The organism is Halomonas sp. PBN3 (assembly GCF_000475415.1).
Taxonomy (GTDB): domain Bacteria; phylum Pseudomonadota; class Gammaproteobacteria; order Pseudomonadales; family Halomonadaceae; genus Halomonas; species Halomonas shengliensis.
This window is the reverse complement of the sequence record NZ_AXCA01000191.1, coordinates 12,627-35,137: the sequence shown is the minus strand read 5'-3', so window position 1 is coordinate 35,137 and position 22,511 is coordinate 12,627. Positions and strand designations below refer to the sequence as shown.

The 22,511-nt window shown below is 70.7% G+C and carries 21 protein-coding genes; 12 read left to right on the top strand and 9 right to left on the bottom strand.

Annotation, left to right across the window (positions count from 1 at the left end):
* Nucleotides 1-38 precede the first annotated feature (38 nt).
* The 5 genes from cydC to Q673_RS32775 form a co-directional block, all read right to left on the bottom strand.
* Nucleotides 39-1,769 carry a thiol reductant ABC exporter subunit CydC gene (gene cydC / locus Q673_RS32795; RefSeq protein WP_023007005.1) on the bottom strand — a complete coding sequence of 577 codons (1,731 nt, stop codon included), beginning with the start codon at nucleotides 1,767-1,769 and terminating at the stop codon, nucleotides 39-41.
* Entirely contained in the window at nucleotides 1,766-3,436 is a 1,671-nt protein-coding gene (gene cydD / locus Q673_RS32790) for a thiol reductant ABC exporter subunit CydD (protein WP_023007004.1), read from the bottom strand. Before cydD ends, cydC begins: the two co-directional genes overlap by 4 nt.
* 3 nt (nucleotides 3,437-3,439) lie before the next feature.
* Nucleotides 3,440-4,441 carry a cytochrome d ubiquinol oxidase subunit II gene (cydB, locus tag Q673_RS32785; protein WP_023007003.1) on the bottom strand — a complete coding sequence of 334 codons (1,002 nt, stop codon included), beginning with the start codon at nucleotides 4,439-4,441 and terminating at the stop codon, nucleotides 3,440-3,442.
* Nucleotide 4,442: 1 nt separating this feature from the next.
* Nucleotides 4,443-5,858 carry a cytochrome ubiquinol oxidase subunit I gene (locus Q673_RS32780; protein ID WP_023007002.1) on the bottom strand — a complete coding sequence of 472 codons (1,416 nt, stop codon included), beginning with the start codon at nucleotides 5,856-5,858 and terminating at the stop codon, nucleotides 4,443-4,445.
* 286 nt (nucleotides 5,859-6,144) lie between these two features.
* On the bottom strand, nucleotides 6,145-7,125 hold the full coding sequence (locus Q673_RS32775) for a calcium/sodium antiporter (protein ID WP_031218580.1): 981 nt from the start codon (nucleotides 7,123-7,125) through the stop codon (nucleotides 6,145-6,147).
* Nucleotides 7,126-7,353: 228 nt separating this feature from the next.
* Here Q673_RS32775 and Q673_RS32770 point away from each other — a divergent pair, with 228 nt between their 5' ends.
* The 7 genes from Q673_RS32770 (at nucleotide 7,354) to Q673_RS32740 (ending at nucleotide 15,592) form a co-directional block, all read left to right on the top strand.
* On the top strand, nucleotides 7,354-8,700 hold the full coding sequence (locus Q673_RS32770; protein ID WP_200861422.1) for a paraquat-inducible protein A: 1,347 nt from the start codon (nucleotides 7,354-7,356) through the stop codon (nucleotides 8,698-8,700).
* Entirely contained in the window at nucleotides 8,697-10,373 is a 1,677-nt protein-coding gene (gene pqiB / locus Q673_RS32765) for an intermembrane transport protein PqiB (protein WP_023006999.1), read from the top strand. The genes Q673_RS32770 and pqiB overlap by 4 nt, the downstream gene beginning before the upstream one ends.
* A gap of 49 nt (nucleotides 10,374-10,422) precedes the next feature.
* Nucleotides 10,423-11,034 (top strand): PqiC family protein, encoded by a 612-nt coding sequence (locus tag Q673_RS32760; protein ID WP_023006998.1) that lies wholly within the window; start codon nucleotides 10,423-10,425, stop codon nucleotides 11,032-11,034.
* Between the two features lie 313 nt (nucleotides 11,035-11,347).
* Nucleotides 11,348-12,679, top strand: a complete 1,332-nt coding sequence (locus Q673_RS32755) for a DEAD/DEAH box helicase (protein ID WP_023006997.1) — start codon at nucleotides 11,348-11,350, stop codon at nucleotides 12,677-12,679.
* Between the two features lie 89 nt (nucleotides 12,680-12,768).
* On the top strand, nucleotides 12,769-13,926 hold the full coding sequence (locus Q673_RS32750; RefSeq protein ID WP_081712080.1) for an MFS transporter: 1,158 nt from the start codon (nucleotides 12,769-12,771) through the stop codon (nucleotides 13,924-13,926).
* Nucleotides 13,927-14,161: 235 nt separating this feature from the next.
* Nucleotides 14,162-15,220 carry an asparaginase gene (locus Q673_RS32745; RefSeq protein WP_023006995.1) on the top strand — a complete coding sequence of 353 codons (1,059 nt, stop codon included), beginning with the start codon at nucleotides 14,162-14,164 and terminating at the stop codon, nucleotides 15,218-15,220.
* Between the two features lie 135 nt (nucleotides 15,221-15,355).
* Nucleotides 15,356-15,592, top strand: a complete 237-nt coding sequence (locus Q673_RS32740) for a DUF2789 domain-containing protein (protein WP_023006994.1) — start codon at nucleotides 15,356-15,358, stop codon at nucleotides 15,590-15,592.
* A gap of 108 nt (nucleotides 15,593-15,700) precedes the next feature.
* Here Q673_RS32740 and Q673_RS32735 read toward each other — a convergent pair whose 3' ends face one another.
* Together Q673_RS32735 and trhP are read right to left on the bottom strand one after the other, a co-directional pair.
* Nucleotides 15,701-16,249 (bottom strand): anti-virulence regulator CigR family protein, encoded by a 549-nt coding sequence (locus Q673_RS32735; RefSeq protein ID WP_023006993.1) that lies wholly within the window; start codon nucleotides 16,247-16,249, stop codon nucleotides 15,701-15,703.
* A 90-nt stretch (nucleotides 16,250-16,339) separates the two neighbouring features.
* Nucleotides 16,340-17,755 (bottom strand): prephenate-dependent tRNA uridine(34) hydroxylase TrhP, encoded by a 1,416-nt coding sequence (gene trhP, locus Q673_RS32730; protein WP_031218578.1) that lies wholly within the window; start codon nucleotides 17,753-17,755, stop codon nucleotides 16,340-16,342.
* Between the two features lie 223 nt (nucleotides 17,756-17,978).
* Here trhP and queC point away from each other — a divergent pair, with 223 nt between their 5' ends.
* From queC to Q673_RS0118680, 4 genes are read left to right on the top strand one after another with little or no spacing between them, the layout of a single operon-like run.
* A complete protein-coding gene (queC, locus tag Q673_RS32725) occupies nucleotides 17,979-18,707 on the top strand; it encodes a 7-cyano-7-deazaguanine synthase QueC (RefSeq protein WP_023006991.1) in 729 nt (242 codons plus the stop codon).
* Nucleotides 18,707-19,357, top strand: coding sequence for a 7-carboxy-7-deazaguanine synthase (gene queE / locus Q673_RS32720; RefSeq protein WP_023006990.1), 651 nt, complete (start codon nucleotides 18,707-18,709; stop codon nucleotides 19,355-19,357). Before queC ends, queE begins: the two co-directional genes overlap by 1 nt.
* The gene (locus tag Q673_RS32715; protein WP_023006989.1) at nucleotides 19,357-20,202 is read left to right on the top strand and encodes a 6-pyruvoyl trahydropterin synthase family protein; all 846 of its coding nucleotides are present in this window, start codon (nucleotides 19,357-19,359) and stop codon (nucleotides 20,200-20,202) included. Before queE ends, Q673_RS32715 begins: the two co-directional genes overlap by 1 nt.
* 29 nt (nucleotides 20,203-20,231) lie before the next feature.
* Nucleotides 20,232-20,489 carry a YkgJ family cysteine cluster protein gene (locus Q673_RS0118680; RefSeq protein WP_031218576.1) on the top strand — a complete coding sequence of 86 codons (258 nt, stop codon included), beginning with the start codon at nucleotides 20,232-20,234 and terminating at the stop codon, nucleotides 20,487-20,489.
* Here the strand turns inward: Q673_RS0118680 and Q673_RS32710 are convergent.
* Entirely contained in the window at nucleotides 20,486-20,764 is a 279-nt protein-coding gene (locus tag Q673_RS32710) for a hypothetical protein (protein ID WP_023006987.1), read from the bottom strand. The genes Q673_RS0118680 and Q673_RS32710 overlap by 4 nt on opposite strands.
* A gap of 124 nt (nucleotides 20,765-20,888) precedes the next feature.
* Between Q673_RS32710 and Q673_RS36630 the strand changes: the two genes are divergently transcribed.
* On the top strand, nucleotides 20,889-21,614 hold the full coding sequence (locus Q673_RS36630) for a helix-turn-helix domain-containing protein (protein ID WP_152527143.1): 726 nt from the start codon (nucleotides 20,889-20,891) through the stop codon (nucleotides 21,612-21,614).
* Nucleotides 21,615-21,760: 146 nt separating this feature from the next.
* On the opposite strand, the gene Q673_RS32700 is transcribed toward Q673_RS36630, so the two are convergent.
* Nucleotides 21,761-22,141: a histone-like nucleoid-structuring protein, MvaT/MvaU family gene (locus Q673_RS32700; RefSeq protein ID WP_023006985.1), complete on the bottom strand. Its 381-nt coding sequence runs from the start codon at nucleotides 22,139-22,141 to the stop codon at nucleotides 21,761-21,763.
* Nucleotides 22,142-22,511: the final 370 nt, after the last annotated feature.

Here is a 22,511-nt window from a genome sequence, read left to right as displayed (position 1 = left end):
GGTACTCCTTGAGGTCGAATTGGGGGCGCGGCGTTGGCTCAGGTATAGACCCCCGGCCGTCCTTCGACCAGCGTGAGGGCGTGATCGATCCCCGGCGGGTCGAAGGCACCGCCATCCAGCTGATGCACCAGGAAAAGCACGGTGCGACCGGCGAGCCAGGCATCGAGGCGCGAGCCCAGGCGCACCACGGTCTCGGCATCGAGGCCGGCGAAGGGTTCGTCGAGGAGCACCAGGTCGGGCGCCATCAGGTAGAGCCGCGCCAGCGCCAGTCGGCGCGCCTGGCCGCCGGAGAGGCGCCGGCCGCCCTCGCCCACCCGAGTGGCGAGCCCCTCCGGCAGCGCCGCCGCCCAGTCGGCGAGCTCGACCCAGGCGAGCGCCGCCCACAGCGCCCCCTCCTCCGCCTGCGGGTCCGCCAGGCGCAGGTTGGCGGCCAGGCTGTCGTCGAGCAGGTCGACCCGCTGGGTCAGCGCCGCCACGCGTCGGCGCAGGGTTTCCTCAGGCCAGGCCGCGAGCGCCACCCCGCCGAGCCGGATCAGCCCCTCGTCGGGGGCGAGCCGGCGCAGCAGCAGCGACGCCACGCTGGACTTGCCCGCCCCCGAGGCGCCGCACAGCGCCAGCCGCTCGCCGGGGGCCAGGCGCAGGGAGAGCCGCTCCAGGGCCGGCAGCACCGTGCCGGGGTAGCGCAGCGACACCGCCTCGAGCTCGACCGCCAGGGGCCCGGCGGGCGGGATCGCGTCGCCCTCCCCGGACGGGGGTGGCGTGGCGGCCCGGCGCAGGGCGTTGAGCCGTGCCGCCGCGCTCCGGGGCGCCCCCAGCCAGGTGAAAGCCGCCGGCAGGGCGGCCAGCGCCTCGTTCATCGCCAGCACCGCCAGGGGCATCATCACCGCCACAGGGCCCGAGAGCGCGCCGGCCTGCCAGGCCGTGGCGGCGAGCCATAGCGCCGCCAGGGACGTGCCCCCCACCAGCAGCGCCACCAGTGCGTTGCCCAACGCCACCAGGGTGCCGAGCCGGCGCTGGTCCCGATAGAGGGCATCCTCGAGCGCCTCGAGGCGGCGCCGATGCTCCGCCAGGGCGCCGTAGGCCTCGAGCTCGGCGAGCCCCTGCAGCTGCTCAATCAGGCGGCCGCGCATCGCGTCGCGCCCCTCGACCTGGCGCCGGCTGGCGGCCATGCCGAGCCGCGCCTGCCCCACCACCAGCCAGCCCCAGCCCGCCAGCAACAGTGCCGCCACGACGGCGCCCACCGCGGGGGCGAACAGGGCCAGGAAGGCGCCCAGGCCGAGGATCGCCGCAAGCGCCACCCCCGCCGGTGCCAGCAGGCGCAGGAAGAGGCTGTCCAGGGTGTCGATATCGGCGGTGAGGCGGCCGAGCCAATCGCTGGCCCGACGCCGGGCGAGGGCATGGGCATCGAGGCCGGCCACCACGGCGAAGAGGCGCCCGCGCAGGTCGGCCAGCAGGCGCAGCACGCTGTCGTGGTTGTAGAGCCGTTCCAGGTAGCGCGCCACGGTGCGGGTCACGGCGAAGGCGCGGATGCCGCCCCCGGGCAGGTAGACGTCCAGCCGCGCCGCCACCCCCGCGGCCAACAGCAGCCCGGTGAGGCCGGTGGCGGCGATGAACCAGCCGGAGAGCGCCAGCAGGCCGACCCCCGCGACCAGGGTCAGCGCCATCAGCCCCGCCCCGCCGGCCAGCCGCCCGCGACGCCGGGCCAGCATGGCAAGCCAGGGGGCGAGCTCGGCGAGCAGGCCGGCGGGGGGCTCGTGGGGTCGGCTCATGCGGTCCCTCCCCTCGGCGGATCCAGGGCCAGGCGCCGGTCGCCCAGCGCCATCAGCGCCGGATGGTGGGTGGCGATCACCAGGCAGCGCCCCTCCTGGGCCAGCCGGCGCAGCGCCGCCACCACCGCCGCCTCGCTGTCGGCGTCGAGGCTCGCGGTGGGCTCGTCGAGCAGCACCAGGGGGGCGTCGGAGAGGAAGACCCGGGCCAGCGCCAGGCGCTGGGCCTGGCCCCCGGAGAGCCCGGCGCCGCGCTCCCCGATGGGCGTGGCGAGACCCTCCGGCAGGCGTGTGAGCAGCTCGCCCAGGCCGGCGCGCTCCAGCGCCGCGACGAGGCGGGCGTCATCGGCCCGGGGGGCGGCCAGGCGCAGGTTGTCGGCGAGGCTGCCCTGCACCAGCAGCGGTCGCTGGTCCAGCCAGGCGAAACGCAGCCCCGGGGCCGTGCACCGCCGCCCCTCGGCGGGGCCCAGGAAGCCGGCGAGAAGCTGGAGCAGGGTCGACTTGCCGCCCCCCGAGGGGGCGGTCACCGCCACCACCTCGCCGGGGCTGAGGGTGAGGTCCAGGGGCCCCAGCACGCGACCGCGCCCGGGGTAGTCGACGCAGGCGCCCTCCAGCACCACCAGGCGGCCCGCCGGCGCCGGCGGGGCCGCCTCGGCGCTGCCGCGCAGGGCATCGGGGTCCTCGTCGAGCAGTGCCACCAGGCCGTCGGCGGCGCCCAGGGCCGCGGCGCGGTCATGGTAGTGCTGGGAAAGCACGCGCAGCGGCTGGAAGAACTCCGGTGCCAGCAGCAGCACCGCCAGGCCGCTGGCGAGGGTGAGCTGGGGCGAGGGGCCGTAGCTGATGTAGCCCAACAGGCCGAAGCCGACGTAGATCGCCACCACGGCGATGGCCACCGAGGCGAAGAACTCCAGCACCGCCGAGGAGAGGAAGGCGAGGCGCAGGGTGCGCAGGCTGCGCCGGCGGTAGTCGTCGGCGGCGGCATGCACCTCGGCGGTGGCCTCCCGGGTGCGGCCGAAGAGCTGCAGGGTGGCCACCGCCCGCACCCGGTCGATGAAGTGGCCGGAGAGGCGCGAGACCGCCACGAACTGCTCGCGATTGAGGCGCTCGGCACCCATGCCCACCAGGGCCATGAACAGGGGGATCAGCGGGGCGGACAGCAGCAGGAAGAGCGCCGCCAGCCAGTCGAGCCAGGCCACCGCGACGAGCACCGCAAGGGGCTGCAGCAGTGCCAGGAGGAGCTGGGGCCGGTAGCGCGCCACATAGCCATCCAGCGCCTCCACCTGCTCCACCAGCTGGCTGGCCAGCGCGCCCGTGTGCCGCGCGGCGAGCCCCGCCGGCCCCAGGCGTGCCAGGTGGTCGAGCAGCTCGCCGCGCACCCGGTGGCGCAGTGCCAGGCTGGCGGCGAGCCCCTGGCGCTCCTGTGCGAACAGCGCCAGGCTGCGCAGTACGACCAGTCCCAGCATGGCAAGCGCCAGCGGCAGCAGCGAGGCGAGCGGCGCCTCATCGACCAGCAGGGCCCCCACGAAGCGGGCCAGCAACAGCAGCTGGGCCAGGGTGGCCAGCGTGGCCACCAGGCCGGTGGCCACCGCCAGGGCGAGGCGGCGCCGCTCGAGGGCGGCATGGGCCGCCAGCCAGCGCGCCGCCCGCCGCGACTCAGGCGCCTCGGCCACCGCTCAGTGGTAGCCGTCGCCGGGGCGGACCTTGCCGCGGAACACCCAGTAGGTCCAGGCGGTGTAGGCGAGCACGATGGGGATAACGAAGAGCACGCCGATCAGCAGGAAGAGCTGAGACTCGGGGGCCGAGGCGGCGTCCCAGATGGTGTAGTCCGGCGGCACGATCACCGGCCACTTGCTCGCCACCAGGCCCAGGTAGGTGAACAGGAAGAGCCCCAGGGTGGCGACGAAGGGCTGCCCCTCCTGGCGCCGGTGCACCGCCATCGCCAGCCAGGCCGCACAGCCCAGGGCGAGCGCCGGCAGCACCCAGATGAGGTGCAGGTGGTCGAACCAGCGCTCGAACACCGCGGGGTCGACCAGCGGAGTCCAGACGCTGATGGCGGCGAAGGCCACCAGCACCGCCACCAGCAGGGCCGGGGTGATGTGGTAGGCCCAGCGCTGCACCTCGCCCTCGGACTTGAGGATCAGCCAGGTGGCGCCGAGCAGCGCATAGCCGGTCATCAGGCTCAGCCCGGTGAGCAGCGTGAAGGGCGTCAGCCAGTCCAGGGCGCCGCCGACGTAGACGAAGTCCTCCACCGGGAAGCCCTGGATATAGGCGCCCACCACGGCCCCCTGGGCGAAGGCGGCCACCGCCGAGCCCCAGCAGAAGGCGCGGTTCCACCACACCCGGTTGCGCCGCGACTTGAAGCGGAACTCGAAGGCGATGCCGCGGAAGATCAGCCCGGCGAGCATCAGGAAGACCCCGATGTAGAGCGCCGGCAGGTAGACCGAGTAGACCAGCGGGAAGGCGCCCAGCAGGCCGGCACCGCCCAGCACCAGCCAGGTCTCGTTGCCGTCCCACACCGGCGCCACCGAGTTCATCATCACGTCCCGGGCCTCCTCGTTGGGCGCGAAGGGGTAGAGGATGCCCAGCCCCAGGTCGAAGCCATCCATCAGCACGTACATCATCACGCCGAAGCCGATGATCAGCGCCCAGATCAGGGAGAGGTCGAAGGATGCCATGTCACTGCCTCCAGGTCGGGGCCGCGTCGTCGTCGAAGCGGGCGTTGGCGGCGGAGAGGGGACGCTTGGCGTGGTGCGCCTCGGCGCCATCGTCATCGGGCGACTCGGGCAGCATGCCCTGACGCACCACCCGGGTCAGGTAGTAGGTGCCGCAGGCGAACACCACGGCGTAGACCGCCACATAGCCGACCAGGGTGAACAGCGCCATGCCGCCGGTGAGCGACGGCGTCAGCCCCTCGGCATGGGTCATGATGCCGTAGACCAGCCAGGGCGCGCGGCCGGTCTCGGTGACGAACCATCCCGCCAGCACCGCAACGAAGGGGGTCACGCTCATCAGGCGCAGCACCTGCAGGAAGCCGCGGTGACGGTAGAGCCGGCCGCCGCGACGCAGCCAGAGTCCGACCACGGCCACGGCGATCATCAGAAGGCCGATGCCCACCATCACCCGGAACGACCAGAACACCAGCCACACCGGCGGCTGCTCCTCCGGGGGCACCTCGCGGATGCCCGGCACCTCGCCGTCGGCGTGGTGGGTCAGGATCAGGCTCGCCAGGTTGGGGATGCCGAGCTCGAAACGGTTCTCCTGGGCCAGCTGGTCGGGCCAGGCGGCCAGCAGCAGCGGCACGTTCGACTGGGTCTCCCAGTTACCCTCCATGGCGGCCACCTTGGTGGGCTGGTGCTCCAGGGTGTTGAGGCCATGGAAGTCGCCGATCACCGCCTGGGCAGGGGTGAGCACCAGCAGCAGCCACAGGCACATGGAGAGCGCCCGGCGGTTGGCCTCGACGTCACGGCCGACCAGCAGGTACCAGGCGCTGACCCCGGCCACCACGAAGCCGCCGGTGACGAACGACGCCATCACCTTGTGGCTGAAGCGCCAGGGGAAGGAGGGGTTGAAGATCGCCGCCGCCCAGTCGGTGACGTGGAAGCGGCCGTCGACCAGCTCCACCCCCGCCGGGGTCTGCATCCAGCTGTTGGCAGAGAGGATCCAGAACGAGGAGATGAAGGTACCCACGGCCACCATGATGGCAGCGAAGAGGTGGACCCCCTGGGGCACCTTGCCGCGCCCGAACAGCAGCACACCGAGGAAGGCGGCCTCCAGGAAGAAGGCGGTGACCACCTCGTAGCTCAGCATCGGCCCGAGGAAGTTGGCGCTGGCGTGGGAGAAGTTGCTCCAGTTGGTGCCGAACTGGAAGGACATCACGATGCCCGACACCACCCCCATGCCGAAGACCACGGCGAAGACCCGGGTCCAGAACAGCGCCAGGCGGTCCCAGGCGGGGTTCTCGGTCTTGTAGAAGAGGCCGTTGAGCACGGCGATGTAGGACGCCAGGCCGATGGTGAACACCGGGAAGATGGCGTGGAAGGAGACCACGAAGGCGAACTGCAGTCGCGACAGCAGGAGGGGATCCAGTTCCATGACGCTTGCCTCGGTTCAGGGGTGACACGAGCCGGACGCAAGGGATGCGGATGCACGCTGGGAAGCGTGTCGTGCCTCTGGTGCCGAGTCTCGCCGACACCATGACGCATTCCACCTGGCCACCTGAGGTACCGCTTCAGCCTAGCAGGCCGTGGCGAGGCGCATGACAGCGCCTCGAAAGTGCATTTTAATTATTCAATTAATCCTTAACTTGGGAACAGTCTACCCGTCTCGACAGGCAGGTGGGCGAGGAAGTTGCGTGGCGCCTTGTCGCACCCGCCTCGCCTCAGCCGCCCCCGGTCACCACCAGGTTGACCATCCAGGCGGTGTAGGCGACGAACATCGAGAGCAGCGCCGCCCCCTCGTAGCGGTTGATGCGCCCCTCGCGGCCCCGCCAGCCCATGGCGAACACCGCCAGCATCACCGTCATGGCGGTCATCAGGCTCCAGTCGCGCAGCAGCACCTCGCGACCCACCTCGATGGGGGTGATCACCGCGGCGAGGCCCACCACCCCCAGGGTGTTGAAGAGGTTCGAACCCACCACGTTGCCCAGCACCAGGTCGTGCTCGCGGCGGCGCAGGGCGCTGATGGAGGAGGCCAGCTCGGGCAGCGAGGTACCCACCGCCACCACGGTGAGGCCGATGACCAGGTCGCTGACCCCGAAGCCCTGGGCGATGGCCACCGCCCCCCATACCAGGATCCGTGAGCTGACCACCAGCAGCAGCAGGCCGATGCCGGTCCAGGCCAGGCCGGCCTTGAGGCTCATGGGGTGAACCTCCAGGCTCTCCTCGGTCACAGCGGCCAGCGGGTCCCCGCCCTCGCCACGGGCCCGCCAGATGCTCACCCCCATGAAGAGGGCGAGAAGTCCCAGCAGCAGGGCCCCCTCGAGGCGACCGATCATCCCGCCCCACATCAGCAGCGCCGAGAGCAGGGTGACGGCGCCGAGCACGGGCAGCTCGCGGCGTACCACCGCGGAGTGCACCGCCAGCGGCGAGACCAGCGCCACCAGGCCGAGGATCAGGCCGATGTTGGCGATGTTGGAGCCGTAAGCATTGCCCAGCGCCAGGCCGGGATTGCCCTGCCCCGCCGCCAGCGCCGAGACCACCAGCTCCGGCGCCGAGGTGCCGAAACCGATCACCAGCATGCCGATCAGCAGCGGCGAGAGCCCCAGCCGCGATGAGGTGGCCGCCGCGCCGTCGACGAAGCGCTCGGCGCTCCACACCAGCAGGACCAGGCCTGCCACCACCGCTACCGCAGGTACTATCATCGGGATCCCCGTTACATTCAGCGCTGAATGCCAGCGTATGGTAGAGGCCGCGGCGACATGTCACACTTCATCCAGACCGCGGCACGCCGCAGTGTAAGCCCGTGCCGGGCGCCGCGGAAAGGCCTGCACTCGCCGCAGGCCCGACGCCACCCGACCGAGACCGCCCGAGAGAGACCGCCCTTGGCCCACTCCCCCCTTCGCCTCCGTGGACGCCTGACGCCCCCGACGCTGCTCCAGGGCGAGGCGCCACGGGTCGAGCGCACGCCGCCCGAGGCGCGGGCGCGGCGACGCCTGCGCTGCTGCGAGGAGTGCGATTGGGTGGTGGCGCTGCCGCCGCTGCGCCCGGGGGAGAAGGCCGACTGCCCACGCTGCGGCCACACCCTGGTGACCCGCCACTTCCGCCCCGCCCAGCGCAGCATGGCGCTGGCGCTGGCGGCGCTGATCGCCTTGGGGCTGGCGCTCGCCTTCCCCTTCATCAGCTTTAGCGTGGGGGGCATCGGCAATCGCATCGAGCTGACCCAGACCGCCACCACCCTGATCGGCTTCCACCAGCCGGTGGTGGCCGGGGCGGTGGTGCTCACCATCATCGTGCTGCCGGCCCTCTACCTGGCGGGGGTGATCTGGCTGCAGCTGGGGCTGTTGCGGGATGCCCCGCTACCGGCCAGCCGCACCCTCGCCCGCTCGCTGACCCAGCTGACGCCCTGGATGATGGCCGACGTCTTCATCGTCGGGGCCCTGGTCAGCCTGATCAAGATCGCCGGCATGGCCGACGTCGACCTGGGGCCCTCCTTCTGGGCCTTCTGCGCCTTCGCCGTGCTGCTGCTGATGACCAGCCAGTCGCTGGACGCCGACTGGATGTGGTTCTCGCTGGCCGGCGAGCCGCGCGCCCCCCAGGGCACCCGCACCGGCACCACCGCCGCCGGCCAGGGCCTCACCGGCTGCCACACCTGCGGGCTGATCGGCCAGCTCGACGCCGCCGGCCACGGCCGCTGCGAACGCTGCGGCGAGCGCCTGCACGCACGCCGTCCCCAGAGCCTGCAATACACCTGGGCGCTGCTGGCCGCCGCCACGCTGATGTACGCGCCGGCCAATCTTTACCCCATCATGACCACCACCAGCCTCGGGCGCAGCGACCCCTCCACTATCATCGGCGGCGTGGTGGAGCTGATCCAGATGGGCTCCTGGCCGGTGGCGGCGGTAATCTTCGTCGCCAGCGTGATCGTGCCGGTGGGCAAGCTGGTGGCGCTGGCCTGGCTCTGCCTGGTGGTGAAACGCAGCAGCGAGCTCAACGCGGCGGCCCGCACCCGCCTCTACCGGCTGACCGAGTTCATCGGCCGCTGGTCGATGATCGACGTCTTCGTGGTCGCCATCCTGGTGGCCCTGATCCGCGCCGGGGCGCTGATGTCCATCGAGCCAGGCCCCGCCGCCCTGGCCTTCGGCGGCGTGGTGGTGCTGACCATGCTCGCCGCCATGACCTTCGACCCGCGTCTGCTGTGGGACAGCCCGCTGCCGACGGACGAGATCGAGCCCCGCGCGCCTGCCCATGGACGACACCCTGAAGGAACCCCGGGATGAGTGACGACGCTACGCGTCAAGAAGACGCCGATTCCCCTCTGCACCGCGCCCGTCCCTCCCCCCAGGCGCGCTTCTCGCCGATCTGGATCGTGCCCATCGTGGCGCTGGCGATCGGCGCCTGGCTGGTGTGGGACAACTACCGCAGCCGCGGCCCGCAGATCACCCTGACCATCGCCAACGCCGAGGGCATCGAGGCCGGCAGCACCCTGATTAAGACCCGCAACGTCGAGGTGGGGCGCGTCGAGCAGATGCATCTCTCCGAGGACCTCACCAGCGCCGTAATCACCGCGCGCATGAGCCCGGACAGCGAGCCGATGCTGGTCGAGGACAGCCGCTTCTGGGTGGTCAAGCCGCGGGTCGGCCGCGAGGGGATCAGCGGCCTGGGGACCGTGCTCTCCGGCGCCTACATCCAGCTCGAGCCGGGCCAGAGCGAGGTGGAGGCGCGCCGCTTCGAGGTCAGCGACCAGCCGCCGGTGGCCCCGGCGGGCGCCGACGGCCTGCGCATCAACCTGGTGAGCCAGCTGGGCAACTCGCTGAGGGTCGGCGACCCGGTCACCTACCAAGGCTACACCGTGGGACGCGTGGAGGAGGCCACCTTCGACGCCGCCACCCGGCGCATGCAGCACCGCATCTTCATCGAGGCCCCCTACGACACCCTGGTCACCGACAGCACCCGCTTCTGGTCGGCCAGCGGCGTCGACCTGCGCCTCGACTCCGAGGGCTTCCGGGTCAACGTGGAGTCGCTGGAGGCCCTGCTCGGCGGCGGGGTCACCTTCGGCGTTCCCGAGGACCTGCCGCTGGGCCAGCAGGTGGAGCCCGACGCCACCTTCCGGCTCTACGCCGACGAGGACGACGCCCGCCAGGGCACCTTCAACCGCTACCTGGAGTTCGTGCTGCTGGTGGACGACTCGGTGCGCGGTCTCTCCCGCGGCGCCCCGGTGGAGTTCCGCGGCGTGCGTGTCGGCACCGTGGCCGCGGTGCCCTGGAACTTCACCGCCGAGCAGCCGGCCGGGCGCAGCGGCTTCGCCATTCCGGTGCTGATCCGCATCGAACCCCAGCGGCTGGGGATCGAGAACCGCGAGGTGGACATCGAGGAGTGGCGCACACGCTACGAACGTTTCTTCGACCTGGGGCTGCGCGCCACCCTCAAGAGCGGAAACCTGCTCACCGGGGCGATGTTCGTGGACCTCAACTTCCAGCGCGAGCTGGAGGGTGAGTACGAGCCGCTGACCTTCGCCGAGCAGCGCGTCTTCCCCACCACCTCCGGCGGCTTCGCCCTGATCGAGTCGCAGATCACCGAGCTGCTGGCCAAGCTCAACGACCTGAAGGTCGAGCCGCTGCTCGAGGGCCTCGATCGCAACCTGCAGAGCTCCGAGGCGATGCTCGCGGAGGTGCGCACCCTCTCCGCCTCGCTGCGCGAACTGATCGAGGACCCCGGCACCCGCGAGGTGCCCGCCAACCTCAACGCCACCCTGGCCGAGCTGCGCGACACCCTGGAGGGCGTCTCACCGGAGTCCGCCGCCTACCAGCAGCTGGTTGGCGCGGTGGAGCGCCTGGAGCGGCTGATGCGCGACCTGCAGCCGGTGGCGAGGACCCTCTCCGACAACCCCCGCGCCCTGCTCTTCGACAGCCTGGACGCGGAGGACCCCGTCCCCCGGGCACCGCGAGAGTGAGGAAAGCGAGCAGAGCGAGCCCGAATCACGCACCCCAGGAGACCCCGAGATGACCGCAAGGCGCTGGCTACTCCCCCTGCTGATGGCCCTGCCACTGGCCGCCCTCACCGGCTGCGCCAGCAGCACGCCGGCCCCCGAGCGCTACACCCTGCCGGCGGTGGAGGTCACCGCCGCCGGCGGCGCCGAGGCGGCCCACGAGCTGCGCCTGGCCCCGCCGCGGCTCGCCCACTACCTGGATGTCGAGGGCATCGTCATGCAGGTCGACGACATCACCCTGGTGGAGGCCAACGGCCACCAGTGGGCCGAGGCGCTCTCGGCCCAGCTGCAGCGCGGCCTGCGCGACCGCCTGGCGGCGCGTCTGCCCGACACCCGGGTCGTCCTCGAGCGTCCCGGCCAGGCGGAGGGCGACAGCCTGCGCCTGGCCCTGGAGATCGACCGCTTCCAGGGGCGCCACGACGGCCTGGCGGTGATCGGCGGGCGCTGGCGCCTGGAGGATGCCGACGGCACCCTGCTGGCCATGCAGGGCCTGGCGGCCGAGATGGCGCTGGCGGCGGACGGCTACCCGGCGCTGGTGCGCGCCCTGGGTCAAGGCTGGGACGCGGTCGCCGACGAGCTCGCCACGGCCATCCGCCGGACACGGCCGCAAGGACCACCAAGATAGACATCCGGTGATAGCGAAAGGCGCCGGGGGCAGGCCTGGAGGGAGTCCGCAGGACCAGGGACGGCCGAGGTAGCGCCCAGAGAGGGGTTCACAGCGCCCCCGGAAAGGCCTGTCGCCGGCAACGCCTTGAGCGTTGCTGCCATCCGTGATTGCACGAAAAGCTGCGCCGGGGCGTGCGTTCTGGCATAATGCGACCACGCGGCACCCAAGCGAGTCCCTCCTGTCGCGACCTGACCCCCGAATTTCTCACGCCCCGGCCCGGGACTGGCCACGCGCCTTGCGTGGCACGGCCGCGGCGTTCTGCGGAGACCGCATGACCTTTTCCGAACTCGGCCTGCGTGCCGAACTGCTGCGTGCCGTCGAGGCACAGGGCTACACCACCCCGACCCCGATCCAGCGCAAGGCGATCCCCGCCGTGCTCAAGGGCGGCGATCTGCTGGCCAGCGCCCAGACCGGCACCGGCAAGACCGCCGGCTTCACCCTGCCCATGCTGCAGCGCCTGGCCGATGGCCCGCGCCCCGGCAAGCGCCAGGTGCGCGCCCTGGTCCTCGCCCCGACCCGCGAGCTGGCCGCCCAGGTGGGCGAGAGCGTGGCCGACTACGGCCGCCACCTCACCCTGAAGAGCCACGTCATCTTCGGCGGCGTCGGCCAGCAGCCCCAGGTGGACGCGATCCGCCCGGGCCTCGACGTGCTCGTCGCCACCCCCGGCCGGCTCCTCGACCTCCAGCAGCAGAAGCATGTGGACCTCTCCAAAGTGGAGATCCTGGTGCTGGACGAGGCCGACCGCATGCTCGACATGGGCTTCATCCACGACATCAAGAAGGTACTTCGCCTGCTTCCCGAGCAGCGCCAGAACCTGCTGTTCTCGGCGACCTTCTCCGACGAGATCCAGGCGCTCGCCGGCAAGCTGCTCGACCGTCCCGAGAAGATCGAGGTAGCACGACGCAACACCACCGCCGAGACCGTCGACCAGGCGATCTACCGGGTCGACCGTGAGAAGAAGCGCGAGCTGCTCGCCCACCTGATCCAGCAGCATGACTGGCACCAGGTGCTGGTGTTCACCCGCACCAAGCATGGCGCCAACCGCCTCGCCGAGCAGCTCTCCAAGCAGGCGATCCCGGCCATGGCGATCCACGGCAACAAGAGCCAGTCGGCGCGCACCAAGGCCCTCTCCGCCTTCAAGAGCGGCGACCTTCAGGTGCTGGTGGCCACCGACATCGCCGCCAGGGGCCTGGACATCAGCGAGCTGCCCCACGTGGTCAACTTCGAGCTGCCCAACGTCGCCGAGGACTATGTCCACCGCATCGGCCGTACCGGCCGCGCCGGCAGCGAGGGCCAGGCGGTGTCGCTGGTCTGCGTCGACGAGCACGGCCTGCTCAGGGGCATCGAGCGGCTGATCAAACGCGACCTGGAGAAGCGCATCGAGCCCGGCTTCGAGCCCGACCCCAACGCCAAGCCCGAGCCCATCGAGAACGGCCGCAACCGGCGCGGTGGCGGCGGCCGTGGCGGCAACGGCCAGCGTCGCGGTGACAGCGGCCAAGCGCGAGGCCAGGGGTCGCGTCGCGGCGGCGACGACCAACCGAGTGCCAACCGTCAACGTCGTCGCCGTGGCGGCGGGAACGGCGGCGGCCGCCAGCAGGCGTAACGCTGGGCCAGACACAAGGAGGAGAGACGGTGACCAGGGCGACGGAGATGGTGCAGCAAAGGCAGACCCTTGGTGTCTTCATCGGCCTGATGGTGCTGGTGGGGCTAAACCTGCGTCCCGCCCTCTCCTCGCTGGCCCCGCTGCTGACCCGCATCCAGCAGGAGACCGACCTCTCGGCGCTGGCCATCGGCGCGCTGACCACCCTGCCGGTGCTCTGCCTGGGCCTCTTCGCCCCCCTGGCCCCCTGGCTCGCCCGGCGCCTGGGGCCGGAGCGGGCGCTGGCGGCGGGCCTTGCGCTGCTGGCCGCGGGCCTTGCGCTGCGCGGGGTGCCGCTGGTCGCCAGCCTGTTCCTGGGCACCCTGATGGTGGGGGCCGCCATCGGGGTGGCCGGCACCCTGCTGCCGGCGCTGGTCAAGCGTGAGCTGCCCGCCGGCGCCGACCTGATGACTGGCGTCTATACCATGGCGCTGTGCCTGGGCGGGGCGCTGGGGGCCGGACTGTCGATCCCGCTCAGCGAGTGGCTGGGTGGCTGGCCCCTCGGGCTTGCCAGCTGGGCGGCGCTGGCGGTGACGGCCCTGGTCGCCTGGGTGGCCCTGGCCCCCCGCCGCGACGAGGCCACCCTGCCCGGCGGGGGCGGCTCCATGGGCGCGATCCTGGGCCAACCTCTGGCCTGGCAGGTGATGCTGTTCATGGGGCTGCAGTCGTCGCTGGCCTATATCGTCTTCGGCTGGCTGCCCACCCTACTGGTGCAGCGTGGCTACGGCGAGGCCGAGGCGGGCTGGATGATGGGCGCCTCGGTGATGGTGCAGCTGCCCGCCGCCCTGGCCGCCCCCTGGCTGGCGCGCCTCGGCCGGGACCAGCGCCCCGCCCTGCTGGTCGTGCTAACCCTGGCCGCCAGCGGTTTCTGGCTGCTGCTGCAGGCCCCCACCTCGCTGCGCTGGCTGGGCGTGGTGCTGCTCGGCATGGGCCAGGGCGGCAGCTTCAGCCTGGCGCTCACCCTGATCGTGCTGCGCACCGGCAACTCGCGCCTGGCCGGCAAGCTCTCGGGGCTGGCCCAGGGCGGTGGCTACACCCTGGCCGCCATGGGGCCGCTGGGCGTGGGTGTGATGCTGCAACTGGGCCTGGGGCTGGCGACGATCACCGGCGTGCTGGTGGCCATCTGCGCCCTGTCGGCCTCCTTCGCGATGTTCGCCGGCCGCAACCGCCGCCTGGAGGGCGACGCCGACGGGCGCGTGGTCACCCGCTAGCCGGCTGCCCTCAAGGTCGACCGGACCATCTGCCGCTAGACTGGGGGCAGACGGGCTAGGAGCGAGGGCAGCGTCGCCGCCGGCGAGCCGATCCTGGAGCTTGGCAACCTCGACACCCTGGAGGTGCAGGTCGACCTGCTCTCCATGGACGCCGTGCGCCTGGCCTCCTGAGCGCGGTTGTGCCTCGCGCGCTGCGGGGTATCATGGGCCGGTCTTGAACCGACCGGAGCCCGCCATGCCCTCTTCCGCCGCCCCTGACGACCGCCCGCTGCTGGTGATCTACACCGGGGGAACCCTCGGCATGGTGGAGAGCGAGCACGGCCTCGCCCCGGGCGGCGATATCGCAGCGCGCCTGGCCCGCGCCCTCGAGGCACTGCCGCCGGGGCGCGGCACCCTGCTGCCCCGCCACGAGGTGCTCGCCGTCGACACCCCCATCGACTCCAGCGCCGCCACCCCGAGCGACTGGTCGCGCCTGGCCGCGATGATCGGCGAGCGCCACCGCGACCACGCCGGCTTCGTGGTGCTCCACGGCACCGACACCCTGGCCTGGAGTGCCGCCAGCCTCGCCTACCAGCTGCAGGGCATCGACCGCCCGGTGGTGCTGACCGGTGCCATGCAGCCCCTGGAGGCACCTGGCAGCGACGCCGCCGACAACGTCGCCCTGGCGCTGCGCTTCGCCGCCAACCCGGCGCTCCAGGAGGTCGCCATCGCCTTCGGCGGCCGGCTGCTGCGTGGCGTGCGCGCCCGCAAGTGGCACACCCGGGACGCCGAGGCCTTCGCTAGCCCCAACTACCCACTCCTCGGCGAGCGCGTCGGCGATGACGCGGTGCTCTACCCCGGCCGGGGCCTGGAGCGCCAGCAGCGCGGTGCGCCACGCTTCGAGCTCGCCGACTACGCCGCTCTCGACCACGGCGGCGTGGCGCGCATCGTGCTGTGGCCGGGGATCACCGCCCGCCAGCTGGACGCCTGGCTATCCGACCCCGCCCTCGAGGGCGCCCTGCTGGAGGTGTGGGGCGGAGGCAACCTGCCGGACGACCCCGCCCTGCTGGGGGTACTGGCACGCGCCAGCGGCGAGGGCAAGCTGCTGGCGGCGATCAGCCAGTGCCCCCAGGGCCCGATCACGCCCGGCGACTATGCCGCCGGCCAGGGGCTCGCCGCCGCCGGTGTGCTCTCCGGAGATGCCATGACCCCGGAGGCGGCCTTCACCAAGCTGGTGCACCTGCTCGCCCAGCCGCTTCCCGATGAGGAGCGCCGCCGCCGCTTCCTGACCCCGCTGGTGGGCGAACGCCCCTGAGGGGGCATGCCCACGCGCGGGAACACCCTAGCGTTGACGCCCATCAAGCAGAGGCGGTGACGAATGGCTATGGTGGTAGGAGCATCCACCGCGGCCGCCTCCGGCGCCGCCTCACCTCACGCAAGGAGCGCCACCATGGAACATCCCGACCACCCCTTCAGCGAACTGTTCGAGCAGCTGGGACTCGCCTCCGACCCCGAGGCGATCAAGCGCTTCATCGACCGCCACGCCCCGATCCCCGAGGAGATCGCCCTGCCCGACGCCCCCTGCTGGAACGAGGGGCAGGCGGAGTTCCTGCGCGAGGCGATCGACGAGGATGCCGACTGGGCCGAGGTGGTCGACCACCTCAACACCTCGCTGCGCAAGGGCTGATCCCTCGCCGGCGCTACGCCCTTCCCACCGCGCCTGCGACGCAACGAGCCCGCCCCCGATCGGGGGCGGGCTCGTCATGGTCAGGACTGAGAGCCGAGGCGTGCGAGCCTAGTAGAGCACGTCGCGGATCACCCGATAGATGATCTCGTTGGCGGCGTCGACCAGGATGGCATCGGGGCCGACCCGGCGCCACTCGTAGCCGTCGTAGTGCGGCAGGTCGCGCAGCACGCGGTCATCGAAGCGCTTGGCGATCCCCGGGGGCAGCGGCTTGCCGCGCTCCAGGTTCATGCGGATGCCCGGCGGCAGGTCGCCGCGATCGTCACGGGACACCCAGTCGCGCCGCTCGCCGAACAGCCGGCGCAGGTCGCGCTCGTCGATGATGGGCCGGTCACGATCGCGATAGTCGCGGCGTTCGCGGTCTCGATAGCCATCGTCACGACGCTCCCGCCTGGACTCGCGGTCGCGATGCGCCTCCTGATACCGCTCGCGGGACTCGCGTCCCTCCTGCTTCTGCTGGCCCGGCGGCAGCTTGCGCTGCTCCTGCCCCTTGCCCTGGCCGGCGTGCTCCGGGGGCTGTGCCAATGCCGGCCCCGTGGCCAGCAGCAGGGCTAGGCCGGCGAGGGCCAGGGTCGTGCGCAGATCGCATCGCTTGCTCATGGGAACCTCCGTTTCCATGGGGTGATGCTACAAGCATAGCGCTCAAAGGTGCAGGCGGAATGGAAACGCTGTCGGCTCCCGGCGACAGTCTCAGCCGAGGTCGCGCATCAGCAGGGCGAACTCGATGCGCTCGGGGGCGATCGCCTCGCCGGGCACCGGGATACGCACCACATGGCCGGAGCCCGGGGCGGCCCCCACGGACTCGCCGCGCCGGTTCTCGATATGCTCGAGGGTGAAGCGACGGTTGCCGCCGGGCAGCATCAGCTCCATGGAGTCCCCCACCTCGAAGCGGTTCTTGACGTCGACCTCCAGCACCCCGCGGTCGGGGTCGTAGCTGATCACCTCGCCGACGAACTGCTGGTGCACCCCCACCGAGTTGCCGCGCTCGTAGTTCTGGTACTCGTCATGCACGTGGCGACGGTAGAAGCCCTCCGTGTAGCCGCGGTTGGCCAGGTTGTCGAGCTCGTCCATCAGGCGCATGTCGAAGGGGCGGCCGGCCACGGCGTCATCGATGGCGCGGCGGTAGACCTGGGCGGTGCGCGCCACGTAGTAGTGGGACTTGGTGCGCCCCTCGATCTTGAGCGAGGTGACCCCCATCTCGGTGAGGCGCGGTACGTGCTGGACGGCACGCAGGTCCTTGGAGTTCATGATGTAGGTGCCGTGCTCGTCCTCGAAGATCGGCATCAGCTCGCCAGGACGGGTGGCATCCTCGATCAGCGCCGAGAGCTCGTCCTGGCCCTCCACACCGCCCGCGGTGGCGGTGCCATGGCGGGTGCTGCCGCCCCCTGAGGCGATCAGGCCACTGCCTTGCTCCGGGGTCCAAACGCCGCTGGCCGCATGGGCCGCGGCGGAGTTGGCCGGTACCAGGTCGCCGGTCTCGTCATGGGCCGCGGCCACGGTGTTGTACTGCCAGCGGCAGGCGTTGGTGCAGGTGCCCTGGTTGGGGTCGCGGTGGTTGAAGTAGCCGGAGAGCAGGCAGCGCCCGGAGTAGGCGATGCACAGTGCGCCATGCACGAAGGTCTCGATCTCCAGGTCCGGGCACTCGGCCCGGATCTCGGCGATCTCCTCGAGCGACAGCTCGCGCGACAGGATGATGCGGCTGATGCCCTGCTGCTGCCAGAAGCGGGCCGCCGCCCAGTTGACCACGTTGGACTGCACCGAGAGGTGGATCGGCTGCTCCGGCCAGCGCTCGCGGATCATCATGATCAACCCGGGATCGGACATGATCAGCGCATCGGGGCCGGCCTCGATCACCGGCTCCATGTCGCGCAGGTAGGTCCTGAGCTTGCTGTTGTGCGGCGCGATGTTGGAGGCCACGTAGAACTGCTTGCCGCGCTCGTGGGCGTAGGCGATGCCCTTGTGGAGGTTCTCGAGCTTGAAGTCGTTGTTGCGCACGCGCAGCGAGTAGCGCGGCTGGCCGGCATAGACCGCATCCGCCCCGTAGGCGAAGGCGTAGCGCATGTTCTTGAACGTCCCTGCTGGGGAGAGCAGTTCGGGAGCTTGCATGAGAGGTCACCGTTGTCAGGACGATGGCGCCACCAAGGCGCTGGAAATGAGGGGCGCATATTATAGCAGCAACCAGCACGCCATAGGGCCATGGCGAATGGCGCTGGCAACAGGCCTCTGCCGTTTGCCTCACCCTGCGGGTCCAGTAGAATGCCTCCCCTTCCGGACCGGACCCCGGAACGCCGCGCTGCGGCGCGACAAATTCTCCGACCAGAGCGACCCCATGACTTCTTCTCCTTCCCCTAAGGCGGCCGGCCGCGCCACCGTGGTGATCTACTCCGGCGGCATGGACTCCTATACGGTGCTGCACCGAGCCCTGCGCGAGGGCCTCGACGTCCATGCCCTCTCCTTCGACTACGGCCAGCGCCATGCCCGCGAACTCGAGGTCGCGCGCCGTGTCTGCCGCGGCCTCAGCGTGCCGCACCAGGTGGTCGACATCACCGCCATCCACGGCTTGATCGACAATTCCGCGTTGACCGACGCCGGCCGCGCACTGCCCGACGCCGACTACGCCGAGGACAACCTGCAGGACACCGTGGTACCCAACCGCAACATGATCCTGCTTGCGCTTTCCATCGCCAAGGCGGTGAACATCGGCGCCGGGCGGGTCGACTACGGCGCCCATGGCGGCGACCACGTGCTCTACCCGGACTGCCGCCCCGCGTTCGTCGAGGCGATGAACGCCGTGGCGGGCATCGCCAACTTCGAGGCCGTCGAGATCCATGCGCCCTACCTGCACGCCAGCAAGGCGGAGATCCTCGCCGACGGCCTGGCCATGGGGCTCGACTACGCCGACACCTGGACCTGCTACCGGGGCGGGCGGCTTGCCTGCGGGCGCTGCGGCAGCTGCCGCGAGCGCCTGGCGGCCTTCGCCGCCAACGACGCCACGGACCCCCTGCCCTATTGCCAGCAGCCCGACCCCGCCGCAGAACTGGCCACGGGAGACGCTTGATGTACCACGTCAAGGAGGCCTTCTATACCCTGCAGGGGGAAGGCGGTCAGGCGGGTCGCGCCAGCGTCTTCTGCCGCTTCTCGGGCTGCAATCTGTGGTCCGGCCGCGAGACGGATCGCGCCACCGCGGCCTGCCGCTTCTGCGATACCGACTTCATCGGTATCGACGGCCAGAACGGCGGACGCTTCGCCGGCGCCGAGGCACTGGCCGACCATCTGACCGCGCTCTGGCCGGACCAGGAGGGAGTGGCAACACCCTATGTGGTCTTCACCGGGGGCGAGCCGCTGCTGCAGCTCGACGAGCCGCTGATCGCGGCGTTGCAGGCGCGCGGTTTCGAGGTCGCAGCGGAGACCAACGGCACCCTCCCCGCCCCCGCCGGCATCGACTGGCTCTGTGTCAGTCCCAAGGGCGACAACGCCCTGGCGATTACCGCCGGGGACGAGCTGAAGCTGGTCTATCCCCAGGTCGACGCCCCGCCGGAGCACTTCGCCCGACTCGACTTCGACCACTTCTTCCTGCAGCCCATGGACACCGTACCCGGAGGCCTCGCCGACGCTGCGGATACCGTGGCGGCCAGCGTGGCCTACTGCCTGGCCCACCCCCAGTGGCGTCTCTCGCTGCAGACCCACAAGATCACGGGAATCGACTGATGACGCTATTCGTCAACCGCCTGACCCAGCTGGACGTCTCCTGGTGGTGCTCGACCCGCGGGCTGGTCGGCGCCAGCTGGCACGTGAACGTGGAGCTCGACGGGGAGCTCGGCGAGGATGGCATGCTGTTCGACTTCGGCGAGGTGAAGCCGTGGATCAAGCAGCGCCTGGATGCCGACGTCGACCACACCCTGCTGGTGCCCACCCGGGCCCCGGGGCTTGAGTTCCACGACTGCCGCGAGGGACTCTGCCTGCGCGCTAGCGTGCCCTGGAGCATGGAGCTGCGGGCACCGCACCAGGCGCTGACCCTGCTGCCCTGGCGGGAGATCCGCGCCGAGCGCCTGGCCGACCACCTGGCGGCGGAGCTGATGCGCCGGCCGCCGCCGCGGGTCAGCGATATTCGTCTGCGCCTTCGGGAGGAGGAGATCGATGGGGCCGCCTACACCTACAGCCACGGCCTGCGGCGTCACGCGGGCAACTGCCAGCGTATCGCCCATGGCCACCGCTCGCGGCTTTATATCTGGCAGCTCGGCAAGCGCGCCCCCTTGCTGGAGCGCCGGTGGGCCGACTGGCTGGCGGATCGCTACCTGGTCGACCAAGCCGACATCGTCGCCGATGATGAGCCTGGCTGGAATCAGCTGCTGACTACCCGCTACGCCACGAACCAGGGTGAGTTCGCGCTGAGCCTGCCGAAGGAGCGCTGCCACGTGCTGCAGACGCCAACTACGGTGGAGTGGATCGCCGACTGGCTGGCCCGGCAGATCGCCCGGGAGACGGGTCACGACACCCGGGTGCAGGCTTTCGAGGGAATCGACAAGGGCGCCATCGCCCAGGCCACACCATGACGGTAGGAAGCGAGACGCGCGCCGGGGAAATGAAGGCGGGATGCCGGCCAGGCTGCGGCGCCTGCTGTATCGCCCCCTCGATCTCCTCGCCGATTCCCGGCATGCCAGACGGCAAGCCTGCCGGGGAGCGCTGTGTCCAGCTGGACGAAGACAACCTGTGTCGACTGTTCGGCGATCCGCGGCGTCCCGAGGTGTGTCGTCGCTTCGCCTTCGACCCCGACCTGTGCGGCAGCCACCGCGACCAGGCGCTCGAGCGCATCGCCGCGCTTGAGCTCGAGACCGATTAGGCGATGCGGTCGAAGCGCCGCAGCGTCTCCACCAGCTCCCGCACCCGCTCGGCGGAGAGCTCGTACTGCGCCATCAGCGCCTCCAGACGCCGCTGGAAATCCTCGCCCGAGGGCGGCACCGCCTGGGCGGTTGGCGCGGCCGTCTCGGCATCACTCGCCGCTACCGTCGAAGGCTCCAGCTCGCGCAGCGCCTCGGCGAAGGCATCATCGAGCTCCCGGAACTGACGCAGCTTCTCGCGCTCATCCATGCCATTGCGTTGGGTGTGGTGTTTCATTCGGGTCCATCTCGATACTGGGAGGCGGCGGCGGGAGAGGCCCGCCGACAACGCGTCGATTATACCCTGATCATCACTCGCCGCTAAGGGCCCCGGCCCCACCACAAGATGATACCAGGATTACGTGTTTACCCGCCCGGCGCGCCGTGTCGACGCAAAACTGAGCAACAGCGAGTCGCCCAGCGCCTACCGCGAGGCATTGCGCCTGGAGAAGGCGTCCCGATTGCTGGTCCACACGCCACTCAGCATCCGCACGGTGGCCGGGCGCTGTGGCTACACCAACCACTCGGCCTTCAGCCGCGCCTTCCTGCGCCGCTTCCGCCACAGCCCACGTCACCATCGCCTGACGGGGCGCGAGGCCCTGGCAGAGGCCGCCGGCAGCGTCCCCCGCCCCGAGGTCGAGACGCTGCCTCCCTGCGCGGCGGTGGTAGCACGGGAGTACGCCACCAGCGAGACGCTCCCCCCGCCTCGTCGCTGGCTGGAGAGGCTCGATGGCTACCAGCTTCCGCTGCCGGGTGCCAGCGAGCGCGCCGCCGCCCTCCTGTTGCTCCACGATCCCGGCCCGCAGAGCGGCCTGCCGCGGCTCGACCTTGGGGTGCTGGTGGATGGCGAGTCGGCGGGCAGCCTGCCCATTTCCCCTTCCCTGCGGCTGCTCGAGCTGCCCCAGGCCCGCTGCGCCTGCCTCGACCTGCCCGGCCCCCAGCGGCTCCATGACACCCTGGTCACCCTGCTGGCAGTGCTGCCGGAGATGGGAGAGCACTACAATGGCGATGCGGCACGACTGGTCAGGTCCGAGTCGGCGCTGACGCTCCAGCTGCCGTTGCTCGACGGCGAGGAAACGAAACGATAATCCGCCTGCCGAACGGGCGGTGAAACAGACGGGAGTGATACCACAGGAGCAGGGCTGACTCGGGTCAGGAACAACAACGGCGCCTCTCAGGCGCCGTTGACTCTCGGAGCGTGGGGACGCACGCCCCTCGCGTCAGAAGCTTACGATCACTCTTCCACACGCACCAGCCAAGACTCGACGGTGTCGGAACCGAACTCGTCCTTCCATGCCTTGAGCGTCTTCTGGTTGCCACCGCGAGTCTCTACGACTTCGCCGGTATTGGGATTCTTGTAGATCTTCAGCTTGCGCTTGCGACGACCGCCGGTGCTGCTGGGAGAGGCAGCCCTGGCGGCAGGCGCCGCGGGCTTCGGGTCGAGCAGGGCGATGACGTCGGCGGCGCTCTTGTCATACTCCTTCATCAGCGCCTCGAGCTTCTCCTTGAACTCGAGTTCGGTCTGGAGACGCTTGTCGTTGTGCAGCTTGTCCAGATTGGCCTGGAGTTCCTTGAGCTGCTGTTCCATCTGCATGTAGTCGTTGAGAAGTGACATCTAGCGCTTTCCTTGAGGTGGGATTGGCGGGAAACAACGGGCAAGCATTATGTCGGTTAACACCGTCTTATGGCAAGAGTCTGGGTGAGTTATTCGATTAACGCAAGTTGTCGTACTTATCGAGACGTTACTATTTCACGTGACCGACCCGCTGATTTACCAAGTAAAGGGTAAAGTTAAACTCATTGGCACTGAAGTCAGCCCATCGAGAGTGTGGGCGGCACCCTTCCCTGAACTTGAGTTTCGGAGTGAACACAATAGTCGGCGCAAGAGAGCGGAGTTCGACATATCGACAGGCACGGTCCGATAGATGCCCCATCAAAAAGAAAACCGCCGCCCCTGAGGGCGGCGGTTTCGGTCCGGCGAGACG